The organism is Halomonas sp. YLGW01, assembly GCF_014840935.1.
Classification (GTDB): Bacteria; Pseudomonadota; Gammaproteobacteria; order Pseudomonadales; family Halomonadaceae; genus Onishia.
Map to the genome: position 1 here is coordinate 2747543 of NZ_CP062005.1, position 21006 is coordinate 2768548.

Annotated in this window: 14 protein-coding genes; 4 read left to right on the forward strand and 10 right to left on the reverse strand. The window is 66.5% G+C overall.

The window, feature by feature from the left end; genetic code table 11:
* Positions 1-52: 52 nt before the first annotated feature.
* Positions 53-2902 (reverse strand): formate dehydrogenase subunit alpha, encoded by a 2850-nt coding sequence (gene fdhF, locus IEJ03_RS12580; protein WP_192035183.1) that lies wholly within the window; start codon positions 2900-2902, stop codon positions 53-55.
* A gap of 12 nt (positions 2903-2914) precedes the next feature.
* Positions 2915-4633 carry an NADH-ubiquinone oxidoreductase-F iron-sulfur binding region domain-containing protein gene (locus tag IEJ03_RS12585; protein ID WP_192035184.1) on the reverse strand — a complete coding sequence of 573 codons (1719 nt, stop codon included), beginning with the start codon at positions 4631-4633 and terminating at the stop codon, positions 2915-2917.
* 444 nt (positions 4634-5077) lie between these two features.
* Between IEJ03_RS12585 and IEJ03_RS12590 the strand changes: the two genes are divergently transcribed.
* Both IEJ03_RS12590 and IEJ03_RS12595 read left to right on the forward strand, forming a co-directional pair.
* Positions 5078-5500 carry a universal stress protein gene (locus tag IEJ03_RS12590; RefSeq protein ID WP_192035185.1) on the forward strand — a complete coding sequence of 141 codons (423 nt, stop codon included), beginning with the start codon at positions 5078-5080 and terminating at the stop codon, positions 5498-5500.
* Positions 5501-5550: 50 nt separating this feature from the next.
* Complete coding sequence (locus IEJ03_RS12595; protein WP_192035186.1) at positions 5551-7221, forward strand: BCCT family transporter; 1671 nt, start codon at positions 5551-5553, stop codon at positions 7219-7221.
* Positions 7222-7417: 196 nt separating this feature from the next.
* On the opposite strand, the gene IEJ03_RS12600 is transcribed toward IEJ03_RS12595, so the two are convergent.
* The 5 genes from IEJ03_RS12600 to dctP form a co-directional block, all read right to left on the reverse strand.
* A complete protein-coding gene (locus tag IEJ03_RS12600; protein WP_192035187.1) occupies positions 7418-8146 on the reverse strand; it encodes a 3'-5' exonuclease in 729 nt (242 codons plus the stop codon).
* A 22-nt stretch (positions 8147-8168) separates the two neighbouring features.
* Entirely contained in the window at positions 8169-10064 is a 1896-nt protein-coding gene (locus IEJ03_RS12605) for a DUF294 nucleotidyltransferase-like domain-containing protein (protein WP_192035188.1), read from the reverse strand.
* A gap of 177 nt (positions 10065-10241) precedes the next feature.
* On the reverse strand, positions 10242-10634 hold the full coding sequence (locus tag IEJ03_RS12610; protein ID WP_192035189.1) for a DUF4168 domain-containing protein: 393 nt from the start codon (positions 10632-10634) through the stop codon (positions 10242-10244).
* Positions 10635-10878: 244 nt separating this feature from the next.
* A complete protein-coding gene (locus IEJ03_RS12615; RefSeq protein ID WP_192035190.1) occupies positions 10879-13083 on the reverse strand; it encodes a TRAP transporter large permease subunit in 2205 nt (734 codons plus the stop codon).
* Positions 13084-13230: 147 nt separating this feature from the next.
* Positions 13231-14385, reverse strand: a complete 1155-nt coding sequence (gene dctP, locus IEJ03_RS12620) for a TRAP transporter substrate-binding protein DctP (RefSeq protein ID WP_192035191.1) — start codon at positions 14383-14385, stop codon at positions 13231-13233.
* Positions 14386-14996: 611 nt separating this feature from the next.
* On the opposite strand from dctP, the gene IEJ03_RS12625 reads away from it, so the two are divergent.
* Together IEJ03_RS12625 and IEJ03_RS12630 are read left to right on the forward strand one after the other, a co-directional pair.
* Positions 14997-15782, forward strand: a complete 786-nt coding sequence (locus IEJ03_RS12625) for an EAL domain-containing protein (RefSeq protein ID WP_192035192.1) — start codon at positions 14997-14999, stop codon at positions 15780-15782.
* A gap of 10 nt (positions 15783-15792) precedes the next feature.
* Positions 15793-16722, forward strand: coding sequence for a sensor domain-containing diguanylate cyclase (locus tag IEJ03_RS12630; protein ID WP_192035193.1), 930 nt, complete (start codon positions 15793-15795; stop codon positions 16720-16722).
* A 7-nt stretch (positions 16723-16729) separates the two neighbouring features.
* Here the strand turns inward: IEJ03_RS12630 and IEJ03_RS12635 are convergent, their stop codons facing one another.
* The 3 genes from IEJ03_RS12635 to IEJ03_RS12645 are packed head-to-tail and all read right to left on the reverse strand — an operon-like array spanning position 16730 to position 20950.
* The gene (locus IEJ03_RS12635; RefSeq protein ID WP_192035194.1) at positions 16730-17587 is read right to left on the reverse strand and encodes an electron transfer flavoprotein subunit beta; all 858 of its coding nucleotides are present in this window, start codon (positions 17585-17587) and stop codon (positions 16730-16732) included.
* Positions 17577-18935: an electron transfer flavoprotein subunit alpha/FixB family protein gene (locus IEJ03_RS12640; protein WP_192035195.1), complete on the reverse strand. Its 1359-nt coding sequence runs from the start codon at positions 18933-18935 to the stop codon at positions 17577-17579. The genes IEJ03_RS12635 and IEJ03_RS12640 overlap by 11 nt, the downstream gene beginning before the upstream one ends.
* On the reverse strand, positions 18935-20950 hold the full coding sequence (locus tag IEJ03_RS12645; RefSeq protein WP_192035196.1) for a (Fe-S)-binding protein: 2016 nt from the start codon (positions 20948-20950) through the stop codon (positions 18935-18937). The genes IEJ03_RS12640 and IEJ03_RS12645 overlap by 1 nt, the downstream gene beginning before the upstream one ends.
* Positions 20951-21006 lie beyond the last annotated feature (56 nt).

Consider the following 21006-nt stretch of genomic DNA (forward strand, 5'->3'; position numbering starts at 1 on the left):
CCTGCCTCATGAGTGGTGTTCGGGGCCTCCCTGACGCGGCCGCTTGGCCGAGTCAGGAAGTCGCTACCGGTGCCTCGGCCGGGGCCAGCCAACAGGCGGCGTACTTGAACTCGGGTATCTTGCCGAAGGGATCCAGTGCCGGATTGGTCAGCAGGTTGGCGGCCGCCTCGGCGTAGCAGAACGGCACGAACACCATGCCTTCGGCCATCAGCGGATCGACCCGCACCCGCAGGACGATGCTGCCGCGCCGGGTGGTAATGCGCATCCACTCCCCGGCCGCAAGCCCCAGCCGGCGCAGCTCGCCGGGGGCGAGGCTCGCCACCGCCTCAGGCTCGAGGGCATCGAGCACTTGGGAGCGGCGCGACATCGAGCCGGTGTGCCAGTGCTCGAGCTGACGGCCGGTGGTCAGCACCGTCGGGTAGTCGCCATCGATCGGTTCGTCCGGCGGCAGCGGCAGGGTCGGCGAGAACTTCGCCCGGCCCGAGGCGGTGGGGAAGGCATCGCCGAAGACCACGTCCCTGCCCGGGGCGTCCTCCGCCGGGCAGGGATAGGTCACCGAGCCCTCGCGCTCCAGACGCGCCCAGCTGATGTTCTCGAGCGAATGCATGCCCTGCTTCATCTCGGCGAAGACCTCGCGGGGATGGCCGTAGTCCCAGGGAAGCCCGAAGCGCCGGGCGATCTCCTGGATGATCCACCAGTCGGGCCGGGCCTCACCGGGCAGCGGCACGGCGGCACGGCCGAGCTGCACCTGGCGATTGGTGTTGGTGACGCTGCCGTCCTTCTCCGGCCAGGCGGAAGCCGGCAGGATGACGTCGGCGAACTGCGCGGTCTCGGTGACGAAGATATCCTGCACGACAAGATGCTCGAGCCTGGCCAGCGCCGCCCGAGCGTGATCCAGGTCCGGGTCGGACATCGCCGGGTTCTCGCCGAGGATATACATGCCGCGGATCTGGCCGGCGGCGATGGCGTTGATGATCTCGACCACGGTGAGCCCCGGCCGGTCATCCAGCGGCATCTGCCATAGCGCCTCGAAGGCGGCGCGCAGCTGGGCATTCCCCACCGGCTGGTAGTCGGGCAGCACCATCGGAATCAGGCCCGCATCCGAGGCGCCCTGGACGTTGTTCTGGCCGCGCAGCGGGTGCAGGCCGGTGCCTGGTCGCCCGGTATGACCACAGGCCAGCGCCAGCGAGATCAGGCAGCGGGCGTTGTCGGTGCCGTGCACGTGCTGGGAGATGCCCATGCCCCAGAAGATCATCGCCCGCTCGGCTGTGGCGTACTCCCGGGCCACAGCGCGGATCTCCTCGGGGCTCATGCCGCAGCTATCGGCCATGGCCTCGGGCGTCAGATCCTGCACATGGGCCTTCAGCGCCTCGAAGCCCTCGGTGTGATCGCGGATATAGGCCTCGTCATAGAGCGCCTCGGTAACGATCACGTTGAGCATGGCATTGAACAGCGAGACGTCGCTGCCCGGGGTGAAGCGCAGGGTCTGGTGGGCATAGGCGCCCAGCGCCTGGCCCTTGGGGTCGATGATGATGATCCGGGTGCCGCGCTTGGCGGCCTGCTTGAAGAAGGTCGCCGCCACCGGGTGATTCACCGCCGGGTTGCAGCCGGTGAGGAGCACCACGTCGGCCTGGCTCGCCTGCATGAAGGAAGCGGTCACCGCCCCGGAGCCGATGCACTCCATCAGCGCCGCCACCGAACTTGCATGACAGAGCCGCGTGCAGTGATCGACATGGTTGGAGCCGAAGCCGGTGCGCACCAGCTTCTGGAACAGCCAGGCCTCCTCGTTGGAGCACTTGGCGCTGCCGAAGCCGGCCAGGGCATCGCGGCCATGAGCGGCCTTTATCTCGGTCAGGCCTCGGGCGGCCACCTCCAGCGCCTCGTCCCAGCTGGCCTCGCGGAAATGGCTGGTCGGATTGACCGGATCGAAGGCCGGGTCGAGCCCCTTGGGCACGCCGGGCTTGCGGATCAGCGGTCGCGTCAGCCGCGCCGGATGGCGCGGGTAATCGAAGCCGAAGCGGCCCTTGACGCACAGCCGGCCGTGGTTGGACGGCCCATCAAGGCCGGAGACGTGCAGGATGGCATCGTCCTTAAGGTGGTAGGTGAGCTGACAGCCCACCCCGCAATAGGGACACACCGATGCGACCTCCCGATCGGCGGCCCGGGAGTCGCCACGGCCGGCCGCGTCGACCAGGGTCGCCGGCATCAGGGCCCCGGTCGGGCAGGCCTGGACGCACTCGCCGCAGGCCACGCAGGTGCTCTCACCCATGGGGTCGTCGAAGTCGAAGACGATCTTCGACGCCGTACCGCGGTGGGCCAGGCCGATGACGTCGTTGACCTGCACCTCGCGGCAGGCGCGGACGCAGAGGGTGCATTCGATGCAGGCGTCGAGGTTGACGCGCATCGCCGAATGGGAGCGATCCTGGGCCGGCGCGGCCGGGTGGGCCGACGCATGATGCACGATCGGGGCGGCGCGCTCGCCGCGGCGCGGCAGCCATTCCCGCACCGCCGTGGCGTCGATGGCCAGTGCATCGGCCATGTCCCAGAAGTGGCTGGAGCGGTCGGGGCCGGCCTCGCGGTCCGGCTGATCGACGGCGAGCAGTTCCAGCACGGCCTCGCGGGCGGTGCGGGCACGCTGGGAGCTCGCGCTGTGCACTACCATGCCCGGTGACGCCTCGCGCAGGCAGCTGGCGGCCAGTGCCCGCTCGCCCTCGATTTCGACCATGCAGGCGCGGCAGTTGCCGTCGGCCCGGTAGTCGGCGGCATCGGTGAAGCACAGGTGGGGAATCGTCTCGCCGGCGCGCCTGGCGACCTGCCACAGGCTCTCGCCGGGGTAGGCGCTGACCTCGACACCGTCCAGGGTCAGGGTGAAACCCTCGTTACCGCTCTCGTGGGTGATCATGGTCTCGCTCCCCTAGCCCTTGACGATCAGGTTCTGCGCGGCGAGGCCGTCGCGAAAGTCCTTGAGCAAGCCAAGGACCGGATTGGGCGCCGCCTGGCCGAGCCCGCAGATCGAGGCGTCCATCATCACGGTGGCGAGGCGCCTGAGCGCCTCGGCGTCCCAGACCTCGCGCTCGAGCAACGTCAGCATCTTCTCGGTACCGACCCGGCAGGGCGTGCACTGACCACAGGACTCGTCGGCGAAGAAGGCCAGCAGGTTGGTGGCCACCGCCCGCAGGTCGTCCTGGTCGGAGAACACCACCACCGCCGCCGAGCCGATGAAGCAGCCCTCGGCCTGCAGGGTGTCGAAATCCAGCGGAATATCGGCCTTCGATGCCGGAAGGATGCCACCGGAGGCGCCGCCGGGCAGGTAGCCGGCCAGGGTGTGCCCTTCCTGCATGCCGTCGCAGTATTCCTCGATCAGCTCGGTGAGGGTGATGCCCGCCGGGGCCAGATGGACGCCTGGGCGCCTGACACGTCCCGAGACCGAGAAGCTGCGCAGTCCCTGACGCCCATGGCGGCCCTGGCCTGAGAACCAGTCGGCGCCGCGCTGATGGATCAGCGGAATCCAGTAGACGGTCTCGACGTTATTGACCAGGGTCGGGCGGTCGAAGAGCCCCTTCTGGGCGACATAGGGCGGGCGATGGCGGGGCTTGCCGGGCTTGCCTTCCAGCGACTCGATCATCGCCGACTCCTCGCCGCAGATGTAGGCCCCGGCGCCGCGTCGCATCACCACATACCCCGGGGCGACGAGCTCCGCCGCCTCGAGCTCGGCGATCGCTTCATGCAGTACTCGATGCAGGCCCGGGTACTCGTCACGCAGGTAGATGTAGAGCGCGCAGGCCTCGACCGCCCAGGCGCTGACCAGGGCGCCCTCGAGGAAGCGGTGCGGGGAATGCTCCAGGTAGTAGCGGTCCTTGAAGGTGCCCGGCTCGCCCTCGTCGGCGTTGATGGCGCAGTAGCGCGGCCCTGGCGCCTGGCGCACGAAGTGCCACTTCCTGAAGGTCGGAAAGCCCGCTCCGCCGAGCCCTCGCAGGTTGGCCCGCTCCAGCTCGCCCATCAGTGCCTCGACCGTAACCTCGCCGGCCCGGCACTGGGCGAGCAGCTCATAGCCGCCCTCGCAGCGATAGTCCTCGAGCTTCTGCCAGTCGATGGCCTCGGGGTGGACGTGGCCGGTGTCGATGACCGCCTCGACCGCCTCCCGGGTCGCGTGCAGGAGATGCCGGTGGCCGACCTCGACCACCGGCGCCATGTCGCAACGTCCCATGCAGGGGGCGCGCAGCACCCGTACCGCCTTCGGGTCCGTGCCGGCGGCGAGGGCTTGTTTCAGCGCCTCGGCGCCAGCCAGCTGGCAGGACAGCGAATCGCAGACCCGCACCGTCATCGCCGGCGGTGGCGTCTCGCCGTCGGCGATCACATCGAAGTGAGCATAGAAGGTGGCGGTCTCGTAGACCGCGGCCATCGGCAGGTTCATGTAGGCGGCGAGCGCCCGCAGCATCGGCAGCGCCAGATGGCCACGAGTGTCCTGCAGCGCATGCAGATGCTCGATCAAGAGGTCGCGGCGGGCGAGTTCGGGATGCTCGCGCTCGTCGCCGAGCAGTGCTCGCAGCTCATGGAGACGGTCGGCCTCAAGTTCGCGGCCACGGGGCGTGCCGCGAAAGCGGCGCTTGGGAGTCAGGGTCTGAACGGTCATGGCGGGCTCATTGTTATGGTGGTCGCGATCCTGAAGGCGTCGCGACGCTTTTCCGTGATGGTGGCACCGGCCAATGACGACGACAATGGCGGCCTGTCCTGCACTGGAGCGGGCAGCTATGCGGGTGTCGCTCTCGGCTAAGTCCGTCGCCTGGTCCGCTATCGGGGTCGAGATATCGCCCCGACTGCTCCATGTTTCAGCCTAGCCAACCTCGCGCCGTCCGGGGAGCCTCTTCGAGTCGTATACACGACACCCTGTCGCCATCATCTGGCGGATACTGCTCGGGCCAACCACGTGCCATGCTTAGGGAGCTCAGCCCCCCCAACGTTGAGGACGATACTGGCAATTTAGCTTATAGATCATCAGACTATAGGAGTCTTTCAGGCCGAACCCATCGCGACATCGAGGTAATACCTTCAATAACAACCTCCAGGAGTCACGAAAATGTTCAAGAAAATCATGGTCCCCGTGGACCTGGCACACCAAGAGATCTTGAAGCCCTCGCTCGATCTGGCGGCGGATCTGGCCAAGCTGTATCAGGCCGATACCTGCTACATCAGCGTGACGGCCACTACGCCCGGCTCGGTCGCCAGGACTCCGGAGGAGTATGCCCGGAAGCTCGAGGCCTTCGCTCAGGAGCAGGGGCGGCTACATGGCCAGGACGTCAGTTCCAGGGTCGTCACCTCCCCCGACCCCATCGCCGACATGGATGACGCCATCATCCAGGCCATCCATGACACCGGTGCCGATCTGGTGGTCATGGCCACGCACCTGCCGCATCGTATCGATGCCGTGATGCCCTCCAACGGTGACAAGGTCGCCGCGCATACCGACATTTCCGTCTTCCTGGTTCGCCATCGCGACTGACGGCCTGAAGCAGTCACGCACTTTTTCGTCTCATCAACGGAGGTTTCCCCGTGGAAAAACACTCCCCCCAATCGGGCAGTGATGCGCCAGCCGCATCCACCGAAGGCGTGCCCGCGCCGGAGGGCCCAGCCAACCTGATCGATACCGATTATGTGATCGGTCAGGATAACGTCACCGCGCGCAAGTTCGGCCTCGATGTCGACCTGCACGGCAAGGTCTTCACCATCTCGTCGCTGCTGATCCTGGTCTTCGTGATCCTGACCCTGGCGCTGCAGAACGAGATCGAGCCGATCTTCGACAGCATCTTCAGCTTCCTCACCGGCAACCTGAGCTGGGTATTCCTGCTGGGTGGCAACATCTTCGTGCTGGTCAGCCTGGGCATCGTGGCCTCGCCGCTGGGCAAGGTGCGCATCGGTGGCGCTCATGCCACGCCGGACTTCAGCTACGCGGGCTGGTTCGCGATGCTGTTCGCCGCCGGCATGGGCATCGGCCTGATGTTCTATGGCGTCTCCGAGCCCATGTCGCACTTCTCGACCGCGCTGGGAGGCACTTCAGTGGGCGAGGATGGCGTGCGCACCGACTGGGCGCCGCTGGGCGCCGCCGCCGGTGACGAGATTGCCGCCCAGAAGCTGGGCATGGCCGCGACCATCTTCCACTGGGGCCTGCACCCCTGGGGCGCCTACGCCATCGTCGGCCTGGCCCTGGCGATCTTTTCCTTCAACAAGGGCCTGCCGCTGACCATGCGCTCGATCTTCTACCCGGTGTTGGGTGAGCGCGTCTGGGGCTGGCCGGGCCATGCGATCGATATCCTTGCCGTGTTCGCCACCCTGTTCGGCCTGGCCACCTCGCTCGGCCTCGGTGCGTCCCAGGCAGCCGCCGGCCTGAACTATCTGTTCGACATCCCCAACAGCGATCTCACCATGGTGCTGCTGATCATGGGCATCACCGCCGTGGCGCTGTGCTCGATCGTGCTGGGTGTCGACAAGGGCGTGCAGCGTCTGTCGCAGCTCAACATGGTGCTGGCCTTCCTGCTGCTGATGTTCGTGATCATCGTCGGTCCGACCCTGATGATCGCCACCGGTTTCTTCGAGAACCTGTTCGCCTACGCGGTCAATCTGCCTGCCCTGTCGATGCCGTTCGGTCGTGAAGATGCCAACTTCAGCCAGGGCTGGACTGCCTTCTACTGGGCCTGGTGGATCTCCTGGTCGCCGTTCGTCGGCATGTTCATCGCCCGCGTCAGCCGCGGCCGCTCGGTGCGTGAATTCCTGACCGCCGTGCTGCTGGTGCCGACCCTGGTCTCGGTGCTGTGGATGACCGCCTTCGGCGGCACAGCCATCGATCAGTTCGTCTCCGACGGTTTCGAGGGCGTTCAGGACGCGGCGCTGGAGATCAAGCTGTTCGCTATGCTGGCCGAGCTGCCACTGTCCGCCATCACCTCCTTCGTCGGTATCATCCTGGTGATCGTGTTCTTCGTCACCTCCTCCGACTCTGGCTCGCTGGTGATCGACTCCATCACCGCCGGCGGCAAGGTGGATGCACCCAAGCCCCAGCGTATCTTCTGGGCGATCATCGAAGGCGCCATCGCCATCGCCCTGCTGCTGGGCGGCGGCCTGACGGCCCTGCAGACGGCCTCCGTCTCCACCGGCCTGCCCTTCACCCTGGTACTGCTGGTCGGCTGCTATGCCGTCGTCAAGGGTCTGATGTCTGAACCCAGGAGCTGATCCTGGCCTCCCCCGGCGCCGCCGGGGGAGCGCTCTGTCTCTTCGCCACGGGCGGCCCATCGGGCCGCCCGTGGTCGTTTCGGGGCTCTGATGCAGGGCCCTGGTGCAGGGCTCAGGTTCAGCTCTGCGTCGGGAGGGGCTTCGGGGCTTTTCTTGGGCAGCCTGGCGGCCGACTCGAGCCGGTGCTCGGGAGGCGTCAGTGCCAGAACCGATGCAGCGGCGCCTGAGGATCGAAGTGGGTCGCCAGCTGGGCCTGGAAGAGCTCCGCGGTGGCCAGGGCATCGACCAGGGCGTGATGCCCCTGATAGGGCGGCAGGCCATAGCGCAGGCGGCTGTCATGCAAACGGATCGAGGCCGGCGGCCGACCGATCCAGCGCTTGAAGCGGGCCCAGCGCGACTGGCGGTGCAGCTGCGCCTCCAGCGACATGGTATCGATCACCGGAAAGCGCATTCCCTCGCCGCGTCGCGCCTTCACCGCCGCATCCAGGAAGGGCCGCTCGATATGGCGGTAATGCACCACCACCAGCCGCCCGGCCAGGGCCTCGAACAGCTCATCGAGGATCTCGTCCAGGTCCGGTGCCTCGGCGATCTCGGAGTGGGTGATGCGATGAAAGGTGATGGAGCGCTGGCTCAGCGGCCGTGGCGGCTTGACGACCCAGTAGCGGCGCCTGGGCAGCTGGATACGCTGCTGGGTAAAGGGCACCAGACCGACGCTGACGATGGCATGACGCCGCTCGTCGAGGCCGGTGGTCTCCAGGTCCAGCGCCACCAGCGGTACCTCGCCGATCGGCATCGCCGGGTCGAGGTCGTAGGCACCGAAGAAGCGCTTGAGCGCAGGATCCCGAACCCGACCGGCGCGGTCGGCCAGATAGTCGGGCCAGGCGTTCTGGCCATGATGGGGGGTGCCAAAGGGAAGCTTGTGCATGAGCCTGCGCCAGCGTTGGGCCCTAGGAGGGCAGGGGATAACGGAACTTCAGGAACTTCTGGGCGTTACTCAGCACCTGGAAGGCATCCTTGAGGTTATGACGCTCGGTGTCGGAGACGTTTTCCGGTTCGATGTTGTTGTCCGGCTCCCGCTCCTCCTGGATATCGATGACCTGATGACGGATACGCACCATGGAGATGAATTCCAAGGCATAGCGGATCCGCTCGCTGGAACGCCCGACCAGCAGCTGCGTCTTGGCGATGTCATCGAGCCGGTCGAAGGAATTCTGCGCCCGTGACCCGCAGGCCAGCGCATGCACGCGGATCAGGTCCACCAGCGGCGCCGTGCCGCGGCGCTTCAGGTTGATCGAGTTGTTCTGCTTGCCGTCCTTCTCCATCACGAAGGTGCGGAAGAAGCCCAGGGGCGGCGTACGATTGAGGGCATTGCGCGCCATGGCGGCCAGGAACCGCGGGCTCTGCGAGGCCTGATCGGCGACCAGGTCCTGAAGCTCTTCGACGAAGTCCTCCTCGCCGTAGACGTGATCCAGATCGAAGAAGATCGAGCTGTGCAGCAGGCGCTCCGGATTGGGGTCCGCGATCCAGTCATGGAAGTACTGCTTCCACACCCGCAGTGGCTGCCGCCAGCGTGGGTTGGTGGCCATGATATCGCCCTTGCAGTAGGTATAGCCGCAGGCATCCAGGCCATCGCTGATCCGCTGCGCCAGTGCCAGGAAATAGGCGTCGTGGCGCTCGTGATCGAAGCTGTCATCCAGCACCAGGGCATTGTCCTGGTCGGTGACGATGGCCTGCTCGTTGCGCGCCATCGAGCCCATCACCATGAAGCAGTAGGGCACCGGCGGCGGTCCCAGCTCTTCCTCGGCCAGCTCGATCAGCCGGCGAGTGAAACTGCGGCCGATGGTGGACAGGGCACTGCCGACCATCTGCGAGTTGGCACCGTCCTCGATCAGGCCGACGAAGCTGCGTCGCACGTCGGCCTCCAGCCGTTCCAGGCCCTTGAGGCTGCTCTGGCTGTAGATGTTGCCGACCAGATAGAGGCTGCTGTTGGTCTCGTAGCGGATGATGTCGGAAAGGTGCAGCACCCCGACCGGACGGCGGCGATGCAGCACCGGCAGGTGATGAATATTGTTGCGCAGCATGCACAGCATCGCCTCATGCACCGATTCGTCGGACTGGATGGCGATCAGCTCTCGCGTCACGACCTCGGCGACCGGCATGGCCGCATCGAGCCCGGCGGCCAGCACTCGGGTACGCAGGTCCTGGTCGGTCAGGATGCCCAGGGTGCGCCACTGCTTGCCGTCGCCCAACACGAAGGTGCGCGATGAGGCCTCTTCCTCGGCGCTCAGTACCAGCACCGAGGACACGTTCTCATCGCACATGGTGGCGGCGGCCGTCTGAATGGTGGCGTCGGCCTCGATCATCACCGGCAGACGCGAGATCAGCTTGCGCACCCGGGTCGTCATCATGGTGTTGTCGTGGTGCTGATGGTCCACCGTCGTCTCTAGTCGCGGGCGCCCCACCTCGACGAAGTCGGCAAACTGCTCGTCCTCGTCGCAGAGACGACGAAACAGCTCGTCGGGGATGAAATAGACCAGAGTGTCCTCGATCGCCTTGACCGGGAAGCGGACCCGCTGATTCCTGAGCAGGTCGAAGTAGCCGAAGATGTCGCCTTCGCCGAAGCGATTGAACAACTCTCCGTTGCGCCGGTAGACCTCCACGGCGCCGCTGCGGATGTAGTACAGATCCTTGGTCGGCTGGCCGTCCTCGCAGATCATGGTGCCGGCACGGAAATAGCCGACCTCGACCGCCGCGGCCACCTCATCGAGCAGGTCATCGCTGAGCGTATCGAAGGGCGGATTGCCCACCATATGCTGGCGGATATCCAACAGTTCCACGTCCATGCTCTGCCTCGCCCCGGGGGTCTAGATTGAATAAGGGTATCTTGCAGACTCAAGTCTCCAACGCCCGTCAGGGCCTGTAAAGGGCCGCCCTGCCCTCTGCCTTCCGGACATGAAGAAGGCCACCCGAAGGTGGCCTCATCCATGACATGACCGGCGCAAGGTGGCCGGTGTCGGGCATCACTCGGCCGGCTGCTGGACCATGGCCTGAACCCGCTGCATCAGCGCCGGGTCCTGCTGGATGGCCTGACCGATGGCGTTGAAGGTGCTGACCTCGAGACCGCTGTCCTCGACGATGGTGACCATCTCCTCATTGGCCTCCATGCGGATCTTCTGCTTGGCGGCCTCGTCCTCGGCACCCTGCAGACGCTCGGTGTACTCGCGAGACACGCTGGCAATTTCCTGGGAGGCATCGGCGAACTGCTGAAGCGTCTCATCGGAGAAATCGGTAGCCGGTGCGGCGGCCTGGGCTTGTGCCGCCTCGGCGGCGGCGTCTTCCTGCGCCATGGCAGGAGTGGACAGGATACCGGCGCTCAGCAGCGCGGCCGTCAGCAGGGCAGTCAGGCGTTGCATCTAGAAATACCTCCAGGGAAATGCTGTGGATGTGGCCCCCATGGGACGACAGGGGGCCGGTGGCGTTCAACTGTTCCATGTAATGATTTGCAACAACAGGCATCCACCACCAAAGGCGCCGCAACGACACATGGCCGGGTACAGGGCCCGGCCACCCTTCGCTGCGGGTCGCCAGGCCGCCGCCTGGCGAGGATCATCGAGGCACTGAGTCATAGTTCTTAGCCATAGCGCTTAGCCATAGCGCTTAGCCATAGGCCAGGTTGGGCAACCAGGTGACCAGGGCCGGGAAGAGGATGACCAGCAGCAGCCCCAGCGCCTGGATGCCGAGGAACGGAAAGGACGAGCGGAAGATCTGCGCCATGGTGATGTGCGGCGGACACACCCCCTTGATGTAGAACAGCGCATAGCCGAAGGGCGGGCTCAGGAAAGACATCTGCATGTTGACCAGGTAGATGACGCCGAACCACAGCGAGACATCCGCCGGAGCCACCCCGGGCAGGCCGAACACGCCATCGAAGGAGAGCCCCTGGATCAGCGGCACGAAGATCGGCACGGCCAGCAGCAGGATGCCGACCCAGTCGAGGAACATGCCCAGCGCCACCAGCAGCACCATCATCAGCGCCAGCACCGCATAGGGGCCGAGGCCGGCGCCGGAGATCAGTTCCTGCACGAAGGTCTGCCCCCCCTGCAGGATATAGAAGCCGACGAAGATGCTGGCCCCGAAGATGATCCACATCACCATCGCCGAGGCGACCAGGGTGGTCATGCAGGCGGCATGCAGGTTCGGCCAGGTCAGGCGCCGATGCATGGCGGCCACGATCAGGGAGCCGAAGGTGCCGACGCCGGCCGCCTCCACCGGCGTGGCGATGCCGGTGAAGATGATGCCGAGCACCAGGATCACCAGGATGATCGGCGCCAGCATGTTGCGCAGCAGGCGCAGCTTCTCCTGCATGTCGACCCGGTCCTCGACCGGCATCGGCGGCGCCAGCTCGATATTCAGGGTGCCGCGCAGCCAGCAGTAGAAACCGTACATGAAGGCCAGTAGCAGGCCGGGAATCAGCGAGCCCAGGTACAGCTCGCCCACCGACTGCTGGGCGATGACGCCGTAGATGATGGCAAGGATCGACGGCGGGATCAGAATCCCGAGCGTCCCTCCCGCCATAATCGAGCCGATGGCGATCTCCGGGTTGTAGTTTCGCTTGAGCATCGCCGGCAGGGCGATCAGCCCCATGGTAACCACGGCGGCCCCGATGACGCCCACCATGGCGGCCAGCAGGGTAGAGGCGATGACGGTGGCGATGGCCAGCCCCGCCTTCAGCCCGCCCATCCACTTGTAGACGACGTCGAATAGCTCCTCGATGATGCCGGCCTTCTCCAGGACCGAGGCCATGAAGATGAACAGTGGAATGGCCGACAGCTGGTAGTTGGTCATCATCGGGAAGATGCGTGACGGCATCAGGTTCAACATGAACTGATCGCCGACCAGATAGAGGAAGACCACCCCCAGGCCACCGGTGACGAAGGCCAGCGGCAGGCCCGCTACCAGCACCACCATCAGGGCACCAAACATCACCAGCGTCAGGCTACCGATGCCGACGGTGCTCAGGCTATTCTCTAGGCTGAACGGCAGGCTTTCATAGTCGGTCACCGCGACGTTGACCATCTCGAACAGGGTCCAGCCTCCCAGGAGCACGGCGAGCAGCAGCATCACCCGGGCGAAGGTGCGACTGCCTTGGTGCAGCCGCCAGTGATGGCGCAGGGACTGAACGTCACGGATCAGCTGGCCGAAGCCCTGCAGCAGCAGCAGCAAGGCACCGAAGAAGAGCATGAACTTGACCGGGTAGAACTGGATCGCCCATTCGGTGAAGGAGGTCTCGTTGGCATAGCTCGAGCCGAAGAAGTACTCATCGCTCACCGACTGGGAGAAGAACTTCCAGCCGGTCACCATCAGGGCGATGGTGAAGATGAAGAAGAACACCGAGGTCATCACGTCCAGCGCCGCCTTGTTCACCGGCCTGGCGCGCTGGTAGAGGATATCGACGCGCACATGCCCGCCCTCGCGCAGGGCAAAGGCACCCGCCACCAGGTACTGCATGCCGAACATCAGCGTCATCGACTCGTGCACCCAGTTGGTCGGCGAGTTGAAGGCATAGCGCAGCAGCACCTCGTAGGCGAAAGCGAAGGGTGCAATCAGCGCCCAGTAGGCCACATAGCGCCCGGAAAACCCGGACAGCCGGTCGACGAGTGTCGTGAACAGGTTGCCGGGGGGCCGGTAGGGGATATCGCCCCCTTGTCCTTCTCCGGCGGGCACTTCGGCGGTGTCCCCGCCATCGACGCGGGCCCCGCGGCGGAAGCTGCGGTCGACGAAGAACATCACCACCAGTGGCAGCAACCCAAGCACCGACCAGTAGAGCCAGTGCGGCAGGACAAAATTGATCTCAAGAGTCATGGGCACTCCTCCGCGATACCATCAGCTCCCGCCGATGGCAACGGAACATCGAGTCTAGGGGATGCGGGACAGACAGTGATCCTTCTCCCCATGCCGGATGGTGCGGCCCGCAGATCACAACACCCGGCATGGTGGGGCAGACCAGGCTTACAGGTTGAGCTCGTAGTCCTTGATGTCTTCCGGCGTGATCAGCGCCACCGCCGGATCCATCATGGTGTCCAGATGCGCCTTGAAGAGACGAGCCGCGTCCTTGTCCTTGTTGGCCCACTTGAACCACAGCGGCACGGCAATCTCACGGAAGCGGTCGGCATCGTTTTCCGTGAGGTGGATGACCTCGACGCCCTTCTCCTTGTACTTCGGCCAGGCCTCGGCGTTGGCCTTCTGGATCGCCGCGTAGTGCTCCCGGGAGTAGGCGGCCACCAGGTCGTGCATCAGATCCTGGACCTGGGGAGACATGCGTTCGAACACGCGGCGGTTGACCGAGATATCCATGAGGTCGACCGCCTGGTGCAGGCAGGGCGTGGAGGGCGGGCCCATGATGATGTAGTCGGCGACTTGCCAGAACCCCAGCTCGTAGTTGTTGGCCGCGCCCGTGTAGTCGGCGGCGTCGATGGTGCCCTTCTCCAGCGCCGGATACACCTCGGAGCCTGGCAGCAGGGTGGTGCGAGCGCCGGCCGCGGCGAAGGTCTCGGCAACGATGCCACCCGGCATGCGCAGCTTGATCCCCTGGAAGTCATCGAAGCTGCGCAACGGTTTCTTGGAGTGGATCAGGTTCATGTCATGGTGGACATAGCCCAGCAGCTCCTGGCCCTGCTTGCGGTACAGGTCCTTGGCGAGGTCGAAACCTCCGTAGGCACCGAACATGATGTCCCACTGATGGGGCATCGACAGGCCCATCGGATAGGCGGTCAGGAACACGCCGGCGGGCATCTTGCCCGGCCAGTAGACGGTGAACCAGTTCTGCCCATCCAGTACGCCGTTACGCACCGCATCGGCGACCTCGAAGGCACCGGCCACGGCCCCCGCAGGGAAGGGCTCGATGCTCACTTCACCGCTGGTCGCCTCGACGACCCCCTTGGCCCACTCCTCGAAGATGCGATAACCCGGGGTGCCCGGCGGCCAGGAAGACTGCATGCGAATGCGAATCCCCTCCTGTGCCTGGGTATTGCCGATCCAGGGGGCCGCCGCGGCGGCGGCGGAACCGAGCGCAGCCGTCTTCAGGAAGCTACGGCGACTGGCCGGGACGCTGGTAAAGGTGTCGGCCGATGAGGCGCGGCGAGAAGAATGCTTGTCGTCTTGCATGGCATGAACTCCTGAGATGGCCTCCCGCCCCGGACGGGCGAGATGGAGCGCTTGTTGTTATGGATATCCATGGTTCTCGTCTGGAGACGAGACACGCCGATCGGCGGGATCATCGGGCCTCGAGGCCAATACCGCCGTCGCTCTCTTACGCTTTCAAGCTAGCGAATATCGACAGTCTCGCCATAGCGCCATAAAACATTACATAAACGCTCATGATCGTTAGGATTGGTTCGACCATTGCGCCAGGCATCGCCAGCACAGGGAAGTTGGAAATCTTTTCCGGTATGAAACCCTCGAGGAGCCGCCCCTTCCTACGACCAAAAGACGAGGGCAGACAGGGTCCGCTGATGGCCTCGACGCCAGTGGCCGACCGGCAGGGAGCGAGTCTCACCGGTGCAGGAAGGCGAGCAAGCGGCTGGGGAATGCAAGCTGTCGTGGAGCGAAAGAATGAAAGAAGAGGGTCCCGACATCAAGTCGCCGGACAGATTGCCGATTAACCATCTCAGCGGTCTGCTTCCCGCAGGCCTGCGCGACTCGAGCCCGCCCTGCCCAGAGACACTTCATGCCTGTGCCGTGATGCCAGGCCGATCCATGCCGACAAGGATGACAAGATGGCAAGATGCGCGAGACATGACCACGCCTGTGGCCGCTGCGACACGCCCCTCCCCTTCGACTTCACGATGGCCTTCCAGCCGATTGTCGACCTGGAGGCCGGGGGCATCCGCGCCTATGAGGCCCTGGTACGTGGTCCTCAGGGCGAGTCGGCGGGCAGCGTGATCAACCAGGTCACGGACAGGCTCATGTATCGCTTCGACCAGGCCTGCCGGGTCAAGGCCATCGAACTGGCCAGCCACCTGGGCATGCGTGAGCCGCTGTCGATCAACTTCCTGCCCAATGCCGTCTACGAGCCGGAGGCCTGCATTCAGGCGACCCTGGAGGTCTGCGAGCGGGTGGGCTGGCCCATCGAGCGCATCAACTTCGAGATCACCGAGACCGAACGGGTCAAGGATCGCCAGCACCTGCGCAGTATCATCGATGCCTATCGGGCGATGGGATTCACCACGGCGCTGGATGACTTCGGCACCGGCTATGCCAACCTCGATCTGCTCACCGACCTGCAGCCGGATACCCTCAAGCTCGATCGGGAACTGGTGCGCGACTGCGATCGGGATCGGCGCCGTCAGGCCATCGTGCGGGGGGTGATCAGATTGGCCGCCGAGCTCGAGATCCAGCTGGTGGCCGAGGGCATCGAGCGGGAGGCGGAGGCGTTATGGCTGCGCGATCAGGGTATATTCCTCCAGCAGGGCTTCTTCTTCGCCCGGCCCGCCCTGGAAGCCTTGCATCCACAACTCGCCGAGCGCCTGACGCCCTATCGCCGGACCGCCTCCCACTCCTGAAAGGAACCGCATGACCGAGCGTGATGATCTCAAGGCCTGGGGCGAGCGACTGGGCGAGCGACGTAACGACACCGAGCAGGTGATCGAGGCCGCCCCCCTGGGCATCGCCATGATCGACCGTAATGGCTATTACGAGCGGGTCAATCCGGCCCTGTGCGCGCTCTATGGCTATCGCCGCGAGGAACTCGAGGGCAGTCACCTGACGCGGCTGTGCGAGCCCGCCGACCATGCCAGGATCATCGCCCAGCACCGGGCGCTGTTCGAGAGCGATGACCCGCTGCAACTCAGCGACGAGCGACGCATCATCCACCAGAGCGGTGCGCGTCTCACCGTACTGGTCAACGCGGTGCGCCTCGAGAGTGAGAACGGCCGGCCGTACAAGGTCAGCTTCGTGCTCGATATCACCGAGCGCAAGCGCATGGAGGAGGAGCTTGAGGCCATGAACGGGCGGCTGACCTATCTAGCCACCCATGATGACCTCAGCGGCCTCTACAACCGCCGCGCCGGCCTGGACCGGCTCGGCCAGGAGTGCCACCGCAGCGATCGCTATGGCACGCCACTGTCGCTCGCGATCCTCGACCTGGATCACTTCAAGGCGGTCAACGACCGCTATGGCCATGCCACCGGTGATCAGGTCCTGCGCGAGGTCAGCGCCTCCTTCGCTGAATGGCTGCGCGATAGCGACATTCCGGTGCGGCTGGGCGGCGAAGAGTTCCTGCTGATCATGCCGGGTATCGATCCGCATGGCGCCCGGCACGCCGTCGAACGCCTGCAGGAACGGCTGGCCCAGCGCCTCCTCACCCCCAAGCGCCTGAGCATCACCTTCTCGGCCGGCCTCGCCGCCTACCGGGCACAGCCCCAACAGGCCCTGATGGAAGAAGCCGACAGGGCTCTGTTTGTCGCCAAGTCGGCGGGGCGCAACCGGGTCGAGACAGCCTGAACTCTCGTCAGCGCAGCACCCCAACCTCGCGCAGCAGCGCATGGATCGCCTCGGCGCCGGCCTCCGGAGTGATGTCGGTGAGTACCTGCCCGCCGGCTCCCTCGGCCTTGGCGGCCGCGGCCTTGAAACGCTCCCGGGCCGAGCTGGCCTTGACGATCTTGAGCCGCTTGGGCCGCTTGCGGGCCGGCTGGACTTCGCCAATGGTCTCCAGGCCATCCGGGCAGGCATCCGCCACCAGCGACTCGCAGCCGCCACGCCGCGCCGGCCCATAGGCACTCTGGCGTGCCGCGGGCGCAGCACTGTCGACGGTGACGATGGCGGGCAAGCGCACCTTGAGCCGTCGACGCTGTCCTCGCGGCAGCGCCTGCAGCAGCGTGGCCACGCCCTCCTCGATGGCTTCGACCCCGGCCACCCCCTGCACCAGCGGCCAGCCCAGCCGCTCCGCGAGCAAATACGGCAGCATGCCAGAGCCCTCGCCCTGCTCGGCCCGCTCACCGGCAATCACCAGCTGCGGCGCCCAGTCCTCCAGCACCTCGCCCAGGGCCACGCTGACATCGCTGCCGGGCGGCTGATCGAGCAGCGTCAGGGTCTCGAACCCCATGCCCAGGTAGCCGCGCAGGGCGGCTTCGCCGCGCTCATCCCACTGCCCAGCATGCAAAAGGCGGGTCTGAGCCCCGTGCAGTGACAGCGCCAGCTCCACGCCGCGGGCGTCGCGGTCGGCGCGCCGCTCCCGGGCGGTCAGCGGGTGGCGTCCGATGGAGACCAGCGCCACCACCTCCAACGCCGGGGTCTCCTGTGAGGAGGCCTGGGCCGCGGCCGGCGACGAGGACCGATGCCCATCGGGTGCGTGACGATCAGGCGACATGGCGGGCCTCCTGGCGGGACGAAGATGGGCCGGTGGTGCCTGTCGCGGACGAGGCCGCGACGCCTTGTGGGGACGTCGCCTCCTCCTCGGGCAATGCCGGATCGCGGCTCACGCGCACCCGCGCGACCAGCGCCGCGAGGATCTCGGCCGCATCGCCGATCACGGCCAGGTCGGCGCGTTTGATCATGTCACAGCCCGGGTCCAGGTTGATCGCGATCACCTTGTCGCAGGACTGGATACCCTGCAGGTGCTGGATGGCGCCGCTGATGCCCACCGCGAGATAGACCCGGGCGGTGACCCAGGTGCCGGTGGCGCCGACCTGACGATGGCGCGGCATATGGCCATCGTCGACGGCGACCCGGGATGCCCCCTCGGTGGCGCCGAGCACCCGAGCGGCCTCGTGGAAGCCATCCCAGTCCCGCACGCCGTTGCCGGCGGAGAGGATGAACTCGGCCTCGGCGAGCGCCACCCCTGCAGGATCCACCGCCACCGGCCCTAGGTCCTCGATCCGCGAGGCGCCTGCGTCCAGCACCGTAGCGGACCGAGATAGCGCCAGCGGCGTGGCGGCATGGCGGGTCTCGCTGACCGGCTCGGCGCACTCCTCGAGCGCCAGAACGAGACGCGGCAACGGCCGGATCAGATCCTGTCGACCGGCGGCGGCACGCGCGGTGCCCAGCCAGCCCAGCGGCGCCTCGTCATCCCGGGCGAGCTGCCACACTCCAGTTGCCGGCCGCTCGCCGAGCCTGGCCGCCAACCGCCGTCCCAGATCGCCGCCGCCAAGGACCGAGTCCGGCAGCAGCCAGTGCCGCGGCGCCAGTTCCCGCTCGACGGCCTCGAGCAGCACCAGGCGTCGCTCGGGGTCGAAGTCCTCGAGCGCCTCGAGCTCGAGCAGCCGGTCGGCGCCGGCCTCGGCGAGCGTCTCAGGGCCCGGCCCGAACGTCACCACCGCCACCGCGCCCGGCGTGGCCGGATCGGCATCGGCGAGCCGGCGCGCCAACCCCAGCAGGTCCCGGTCATGGGACGACAGGTGCCCGCCGCTCATGTCCGGCACCACCGCGACCAGGAAGGCCGGCACGGCGATTTCGATCAGCGGCTTGCGTGCGACACCGACGCCGGGGCGGTCCGCCTCCCTCGCGCCCTGCTGGCCTCCGCTGCGATCGATGCGCTTCACGCCGTGGGGGCCGAGGAACCCCACCGCCCGCGGATCCTTGCGCTTGAGGCCGTTGGGACCCAGCCACTCGCTGGGCGAGGCTCCCCCTAAAGTCGCCAGCACTTCCAGATGCAAGGGGTGCAGGCGATTCCGGGTGATCCACTCCTGACGCGGATCGCGACGCTTGATCTCGCTCATCACATCACCTCCACGGTCTGGTGCCGCTGCGACGGTGCCTCGCCACTGGGGAGTACCTCCGCCAGGGCATCGGCCACCAGCTCGGCGATATCGCGTACCTCGGCGGTCGCGTCCACCACCCCCTCCAGCATGGCGGTGCACTGCGGGCAGCTCACGGCCACCAGCTCGGCGCCGGTCTCGCCGACATCCTGCATGCGCATGTCGGGAATCCGCTGCTTGCCGGGCACGTCGGTGATCGGCGCCCCGCCGCCGCCGCCACAGCAGCGTGAGCGGAAGCCCGAGCGGGCCATCTCGACGACCTCGATGCCGAGAGCCTTGAGCACCCGGCGCGGCGCCTCGAACTCGCCGTTGTAACGACCGAGATAACAGGGATCGTGATAGGTCACGCGACCACCCCTCCAGGGCGCGAAGGAAAGCCGACCGATGTCATACAGCTCGGCGATGAAGGTCGAGTGATGCTGAACCCGGTAGTCGCCCCCCAGCGCCCCGTACTCGTTGCCCAGTACATGGAAGCTGTGGGGGTCGCAGGTGACGATGCGCCGGAAACGATACTTGGAGAGCGTGGCGATGTTGCGGCGGGCCAATGACTGGAAGGTGGCCTCGTCGCCCAGACGCCTGGCCACGTCGCCGCTGTCGCGTTCCTCATCGCCGAGCACCGCGAAGTCCACCTCGGCTGAGCGCAGCACCTTCACCAGGGCGCGCAGGGTGCGCTGGTTGCGCATGTCGAAGGCGCCATCGCCTAGCCACAGCAGCACCTCGGCCTCGTCCACCTCACTCATTTGCGGCAGGTTCAGATCCGCCGCCCAGTGAAGACGCGAGCCGGGGGCGAAGCCGCCGGGATTGTCGGTGGCGATCAGGTTGTCGAGCACCTCGGCGCCCTTGCCCGGGGTGTTGCCGTGCTCCAGGGTCAGGAAGCGGCGCATATCGACGATGGCATCGACGTGCTCGATCATCATCGGGCATTCCTCGACGCAGGCCCGGCAGGTGGTGCAGGACCACAGGGTTTCGGCGTCCACCAGGGCCTTTCCTTCGCGAGCCACGATGGGTCCATGGGGGTTACCCTGATGCTCGCCCGGCGAATTTCCCTCACGCCCTTGTGAAGGGTGGGGACTGCCGGCATAAGCGGCGTCGCTGCCACCGGTCATGCCGATCACCATGTCCTGGATCAGCTTCTTGGGGTTGAGCGGCTGCCCGGCGGCGAAGGCCGGGCAGACCGCCTCGCAACGCCCGCACTGTACGCAGGCATCGAAGCCCAGCCGCTGGGTCCAGATGAAGTCGGCCGGGGTCTCGACGCCGAGCTTGGCGGTCGGATCGTCGAGATCCAGCGGCTTGAGGCCGGTGGAGCGCACGCCCTCGCCCCGGGCGCTGGAGAAGCGCTCGCCGCGGCGGTGGAAGGCCAGATGCAGGGCGCCGGCGAAGGCGTGCTTCATCGGCCCGCCCCAGGTCATTCCGAGGAGAAGCTCGGCGAGGCCCCAGACGATGCCGGCGGCCAGCACCAGCCCCAGCAGCCAGCCACCCCATTCTGTCAACACGGCCGCCGGAACGACGCCGACCACCGGCAGGGTGATCAGGAAGAAGCTCAGCGAGAAGGCCATCAGGCTCTTCGGCAGGCGCTGAAAGGCGCCCCTGGAGAGCCGGGCCGGCGGACGGCGGCGCCGGCGCGCCACGAAGAGGCTGCCAACGAACATGGTGCCGCTGGCTACCAGCAGCGGCCCGCCGAGCCAGGGGCTGTCGAGCCCCAGGCCATGCACCGGCACCGCCAGCAGCATGGCGGCAACGAAGCCGCCGGCGGTGGCGACGTGGGTATGGGCGATGTAGCGGTCGCGGGCCACTACATGGTGCAGGTCGACCATGTAGCGCCGGGGCACGGTCGACAGGGCCCGCAGCACGCCGCTAAGCCCCAGGGGCGGGCCCTCCCGGCGGCCCTGGCGCCACAGGCGTATGCGGCGCACCGCCCCGATCCCCGCCAGCACCAGCGCGGAGAAAAGCAGTATCGGCAGGAGGGTATCGAGCATCTCGCTCACCTCGCTATCGTGACGTTGAGATCGGCGTGGCTTGAGGCGGAAGGACC

Excerpts from the sequence above, each read along its gene's own strand:
- fdhF (WP_192035183.1), bottom strand. The coding sequence starts at position 2,902 with ATGATCACCCACGAGAGCGGTAACGAGGGTTTCACCCTGACCCTGGAC.
- IEJ03_RS12585 (WP_192035184.1), bottom strand. The coding sequence starts at position 4,633 with ATGACCGTTCAGACCCTGACTCCCAAGCGCCGCTTTCGCGGCACGCCC.
- IEJ03_RS12590 (WP_192035185.1), top strand. The coding sequence starts at position 5,078 with ATGTTCAAGAAAATCATGGTCCCCGTGGACCTGGCACACCAAGAGATC.
- IEJ03_RS12600 (WP_192035187.1), bottom strand. The coding sequence starts at position 8,146 with ATGCACAAGCTTCCCTTTGGCACCCCCCATCATGGCCAGAACGCCTGG.
- IEJ03_RS12605 (WP_192035188.1), bottom strand. The coding sequence starts at position 10,064 with ATGGACGTGGAACTGTTGGATATCCGCCAGCATATGGTGGGCAATCCG.
- IEJ03_RS12610 (WP_192035189.1), bottom strand. The coding sequence starts at position 10,634 with ATGCAACGCCTGACTGCCCTGCTGACGGCCGCGCTGCTGAGCGCCGGT.
- IEJ03_RS12615 (WP_192035190.1), bottom strand. The coding sequence starts at position 13,083 with ATGACTCTTGAGATCAATTTTGTCCTGCCGCACTGGCTCTACTGGTCG.
- dctP (WP_192035191.1), bottom strand. The coding sequence starts at position 14,385 with ATGCAAGACGACAAGCATTCTTCTCGCCGCGCCTCATCGGCCGACACC.
- IEJ03_RS12625 (WP_192035192.1), top strand. The coding sequence starts at position 14,997 with ATGGCAAGATGCGCGAGACATGACCACGCCTGTGGCCGCTGCGACACG.
- IEJ03_RS12630 (WP_192035193.1), top strand. The coding sequence starts at position 15,793 with ATGACCGAGCGTGATGATCTCAAGGCCTGGGGCGAGCGACTGGGCGAG.
- IEJ03_RS12635 (WP_192035194.1), bottom strand. The coding sequence starts at position 17,587 with ATGTCGCCTGATCGTCACGCACCCGATGGGCATCGGTCCTCGTCGCCG.
- IEJ03_RS12640 (WP_192035195.1), bottom strand. The coding sequence starts at position 18,935 with ATGAGCGAGATCAAGCGTCGCGATCCGCGTCAGGAGTGGATCACCCGG.
- IEJ03_RS12645 (WP_192035196.1), bottom strand. The coding sequence starts at position 20,950 with ATGCTCGATACCCTCCTGCCGATACTGCTTTTCTCCGCGCTGGTGCTG.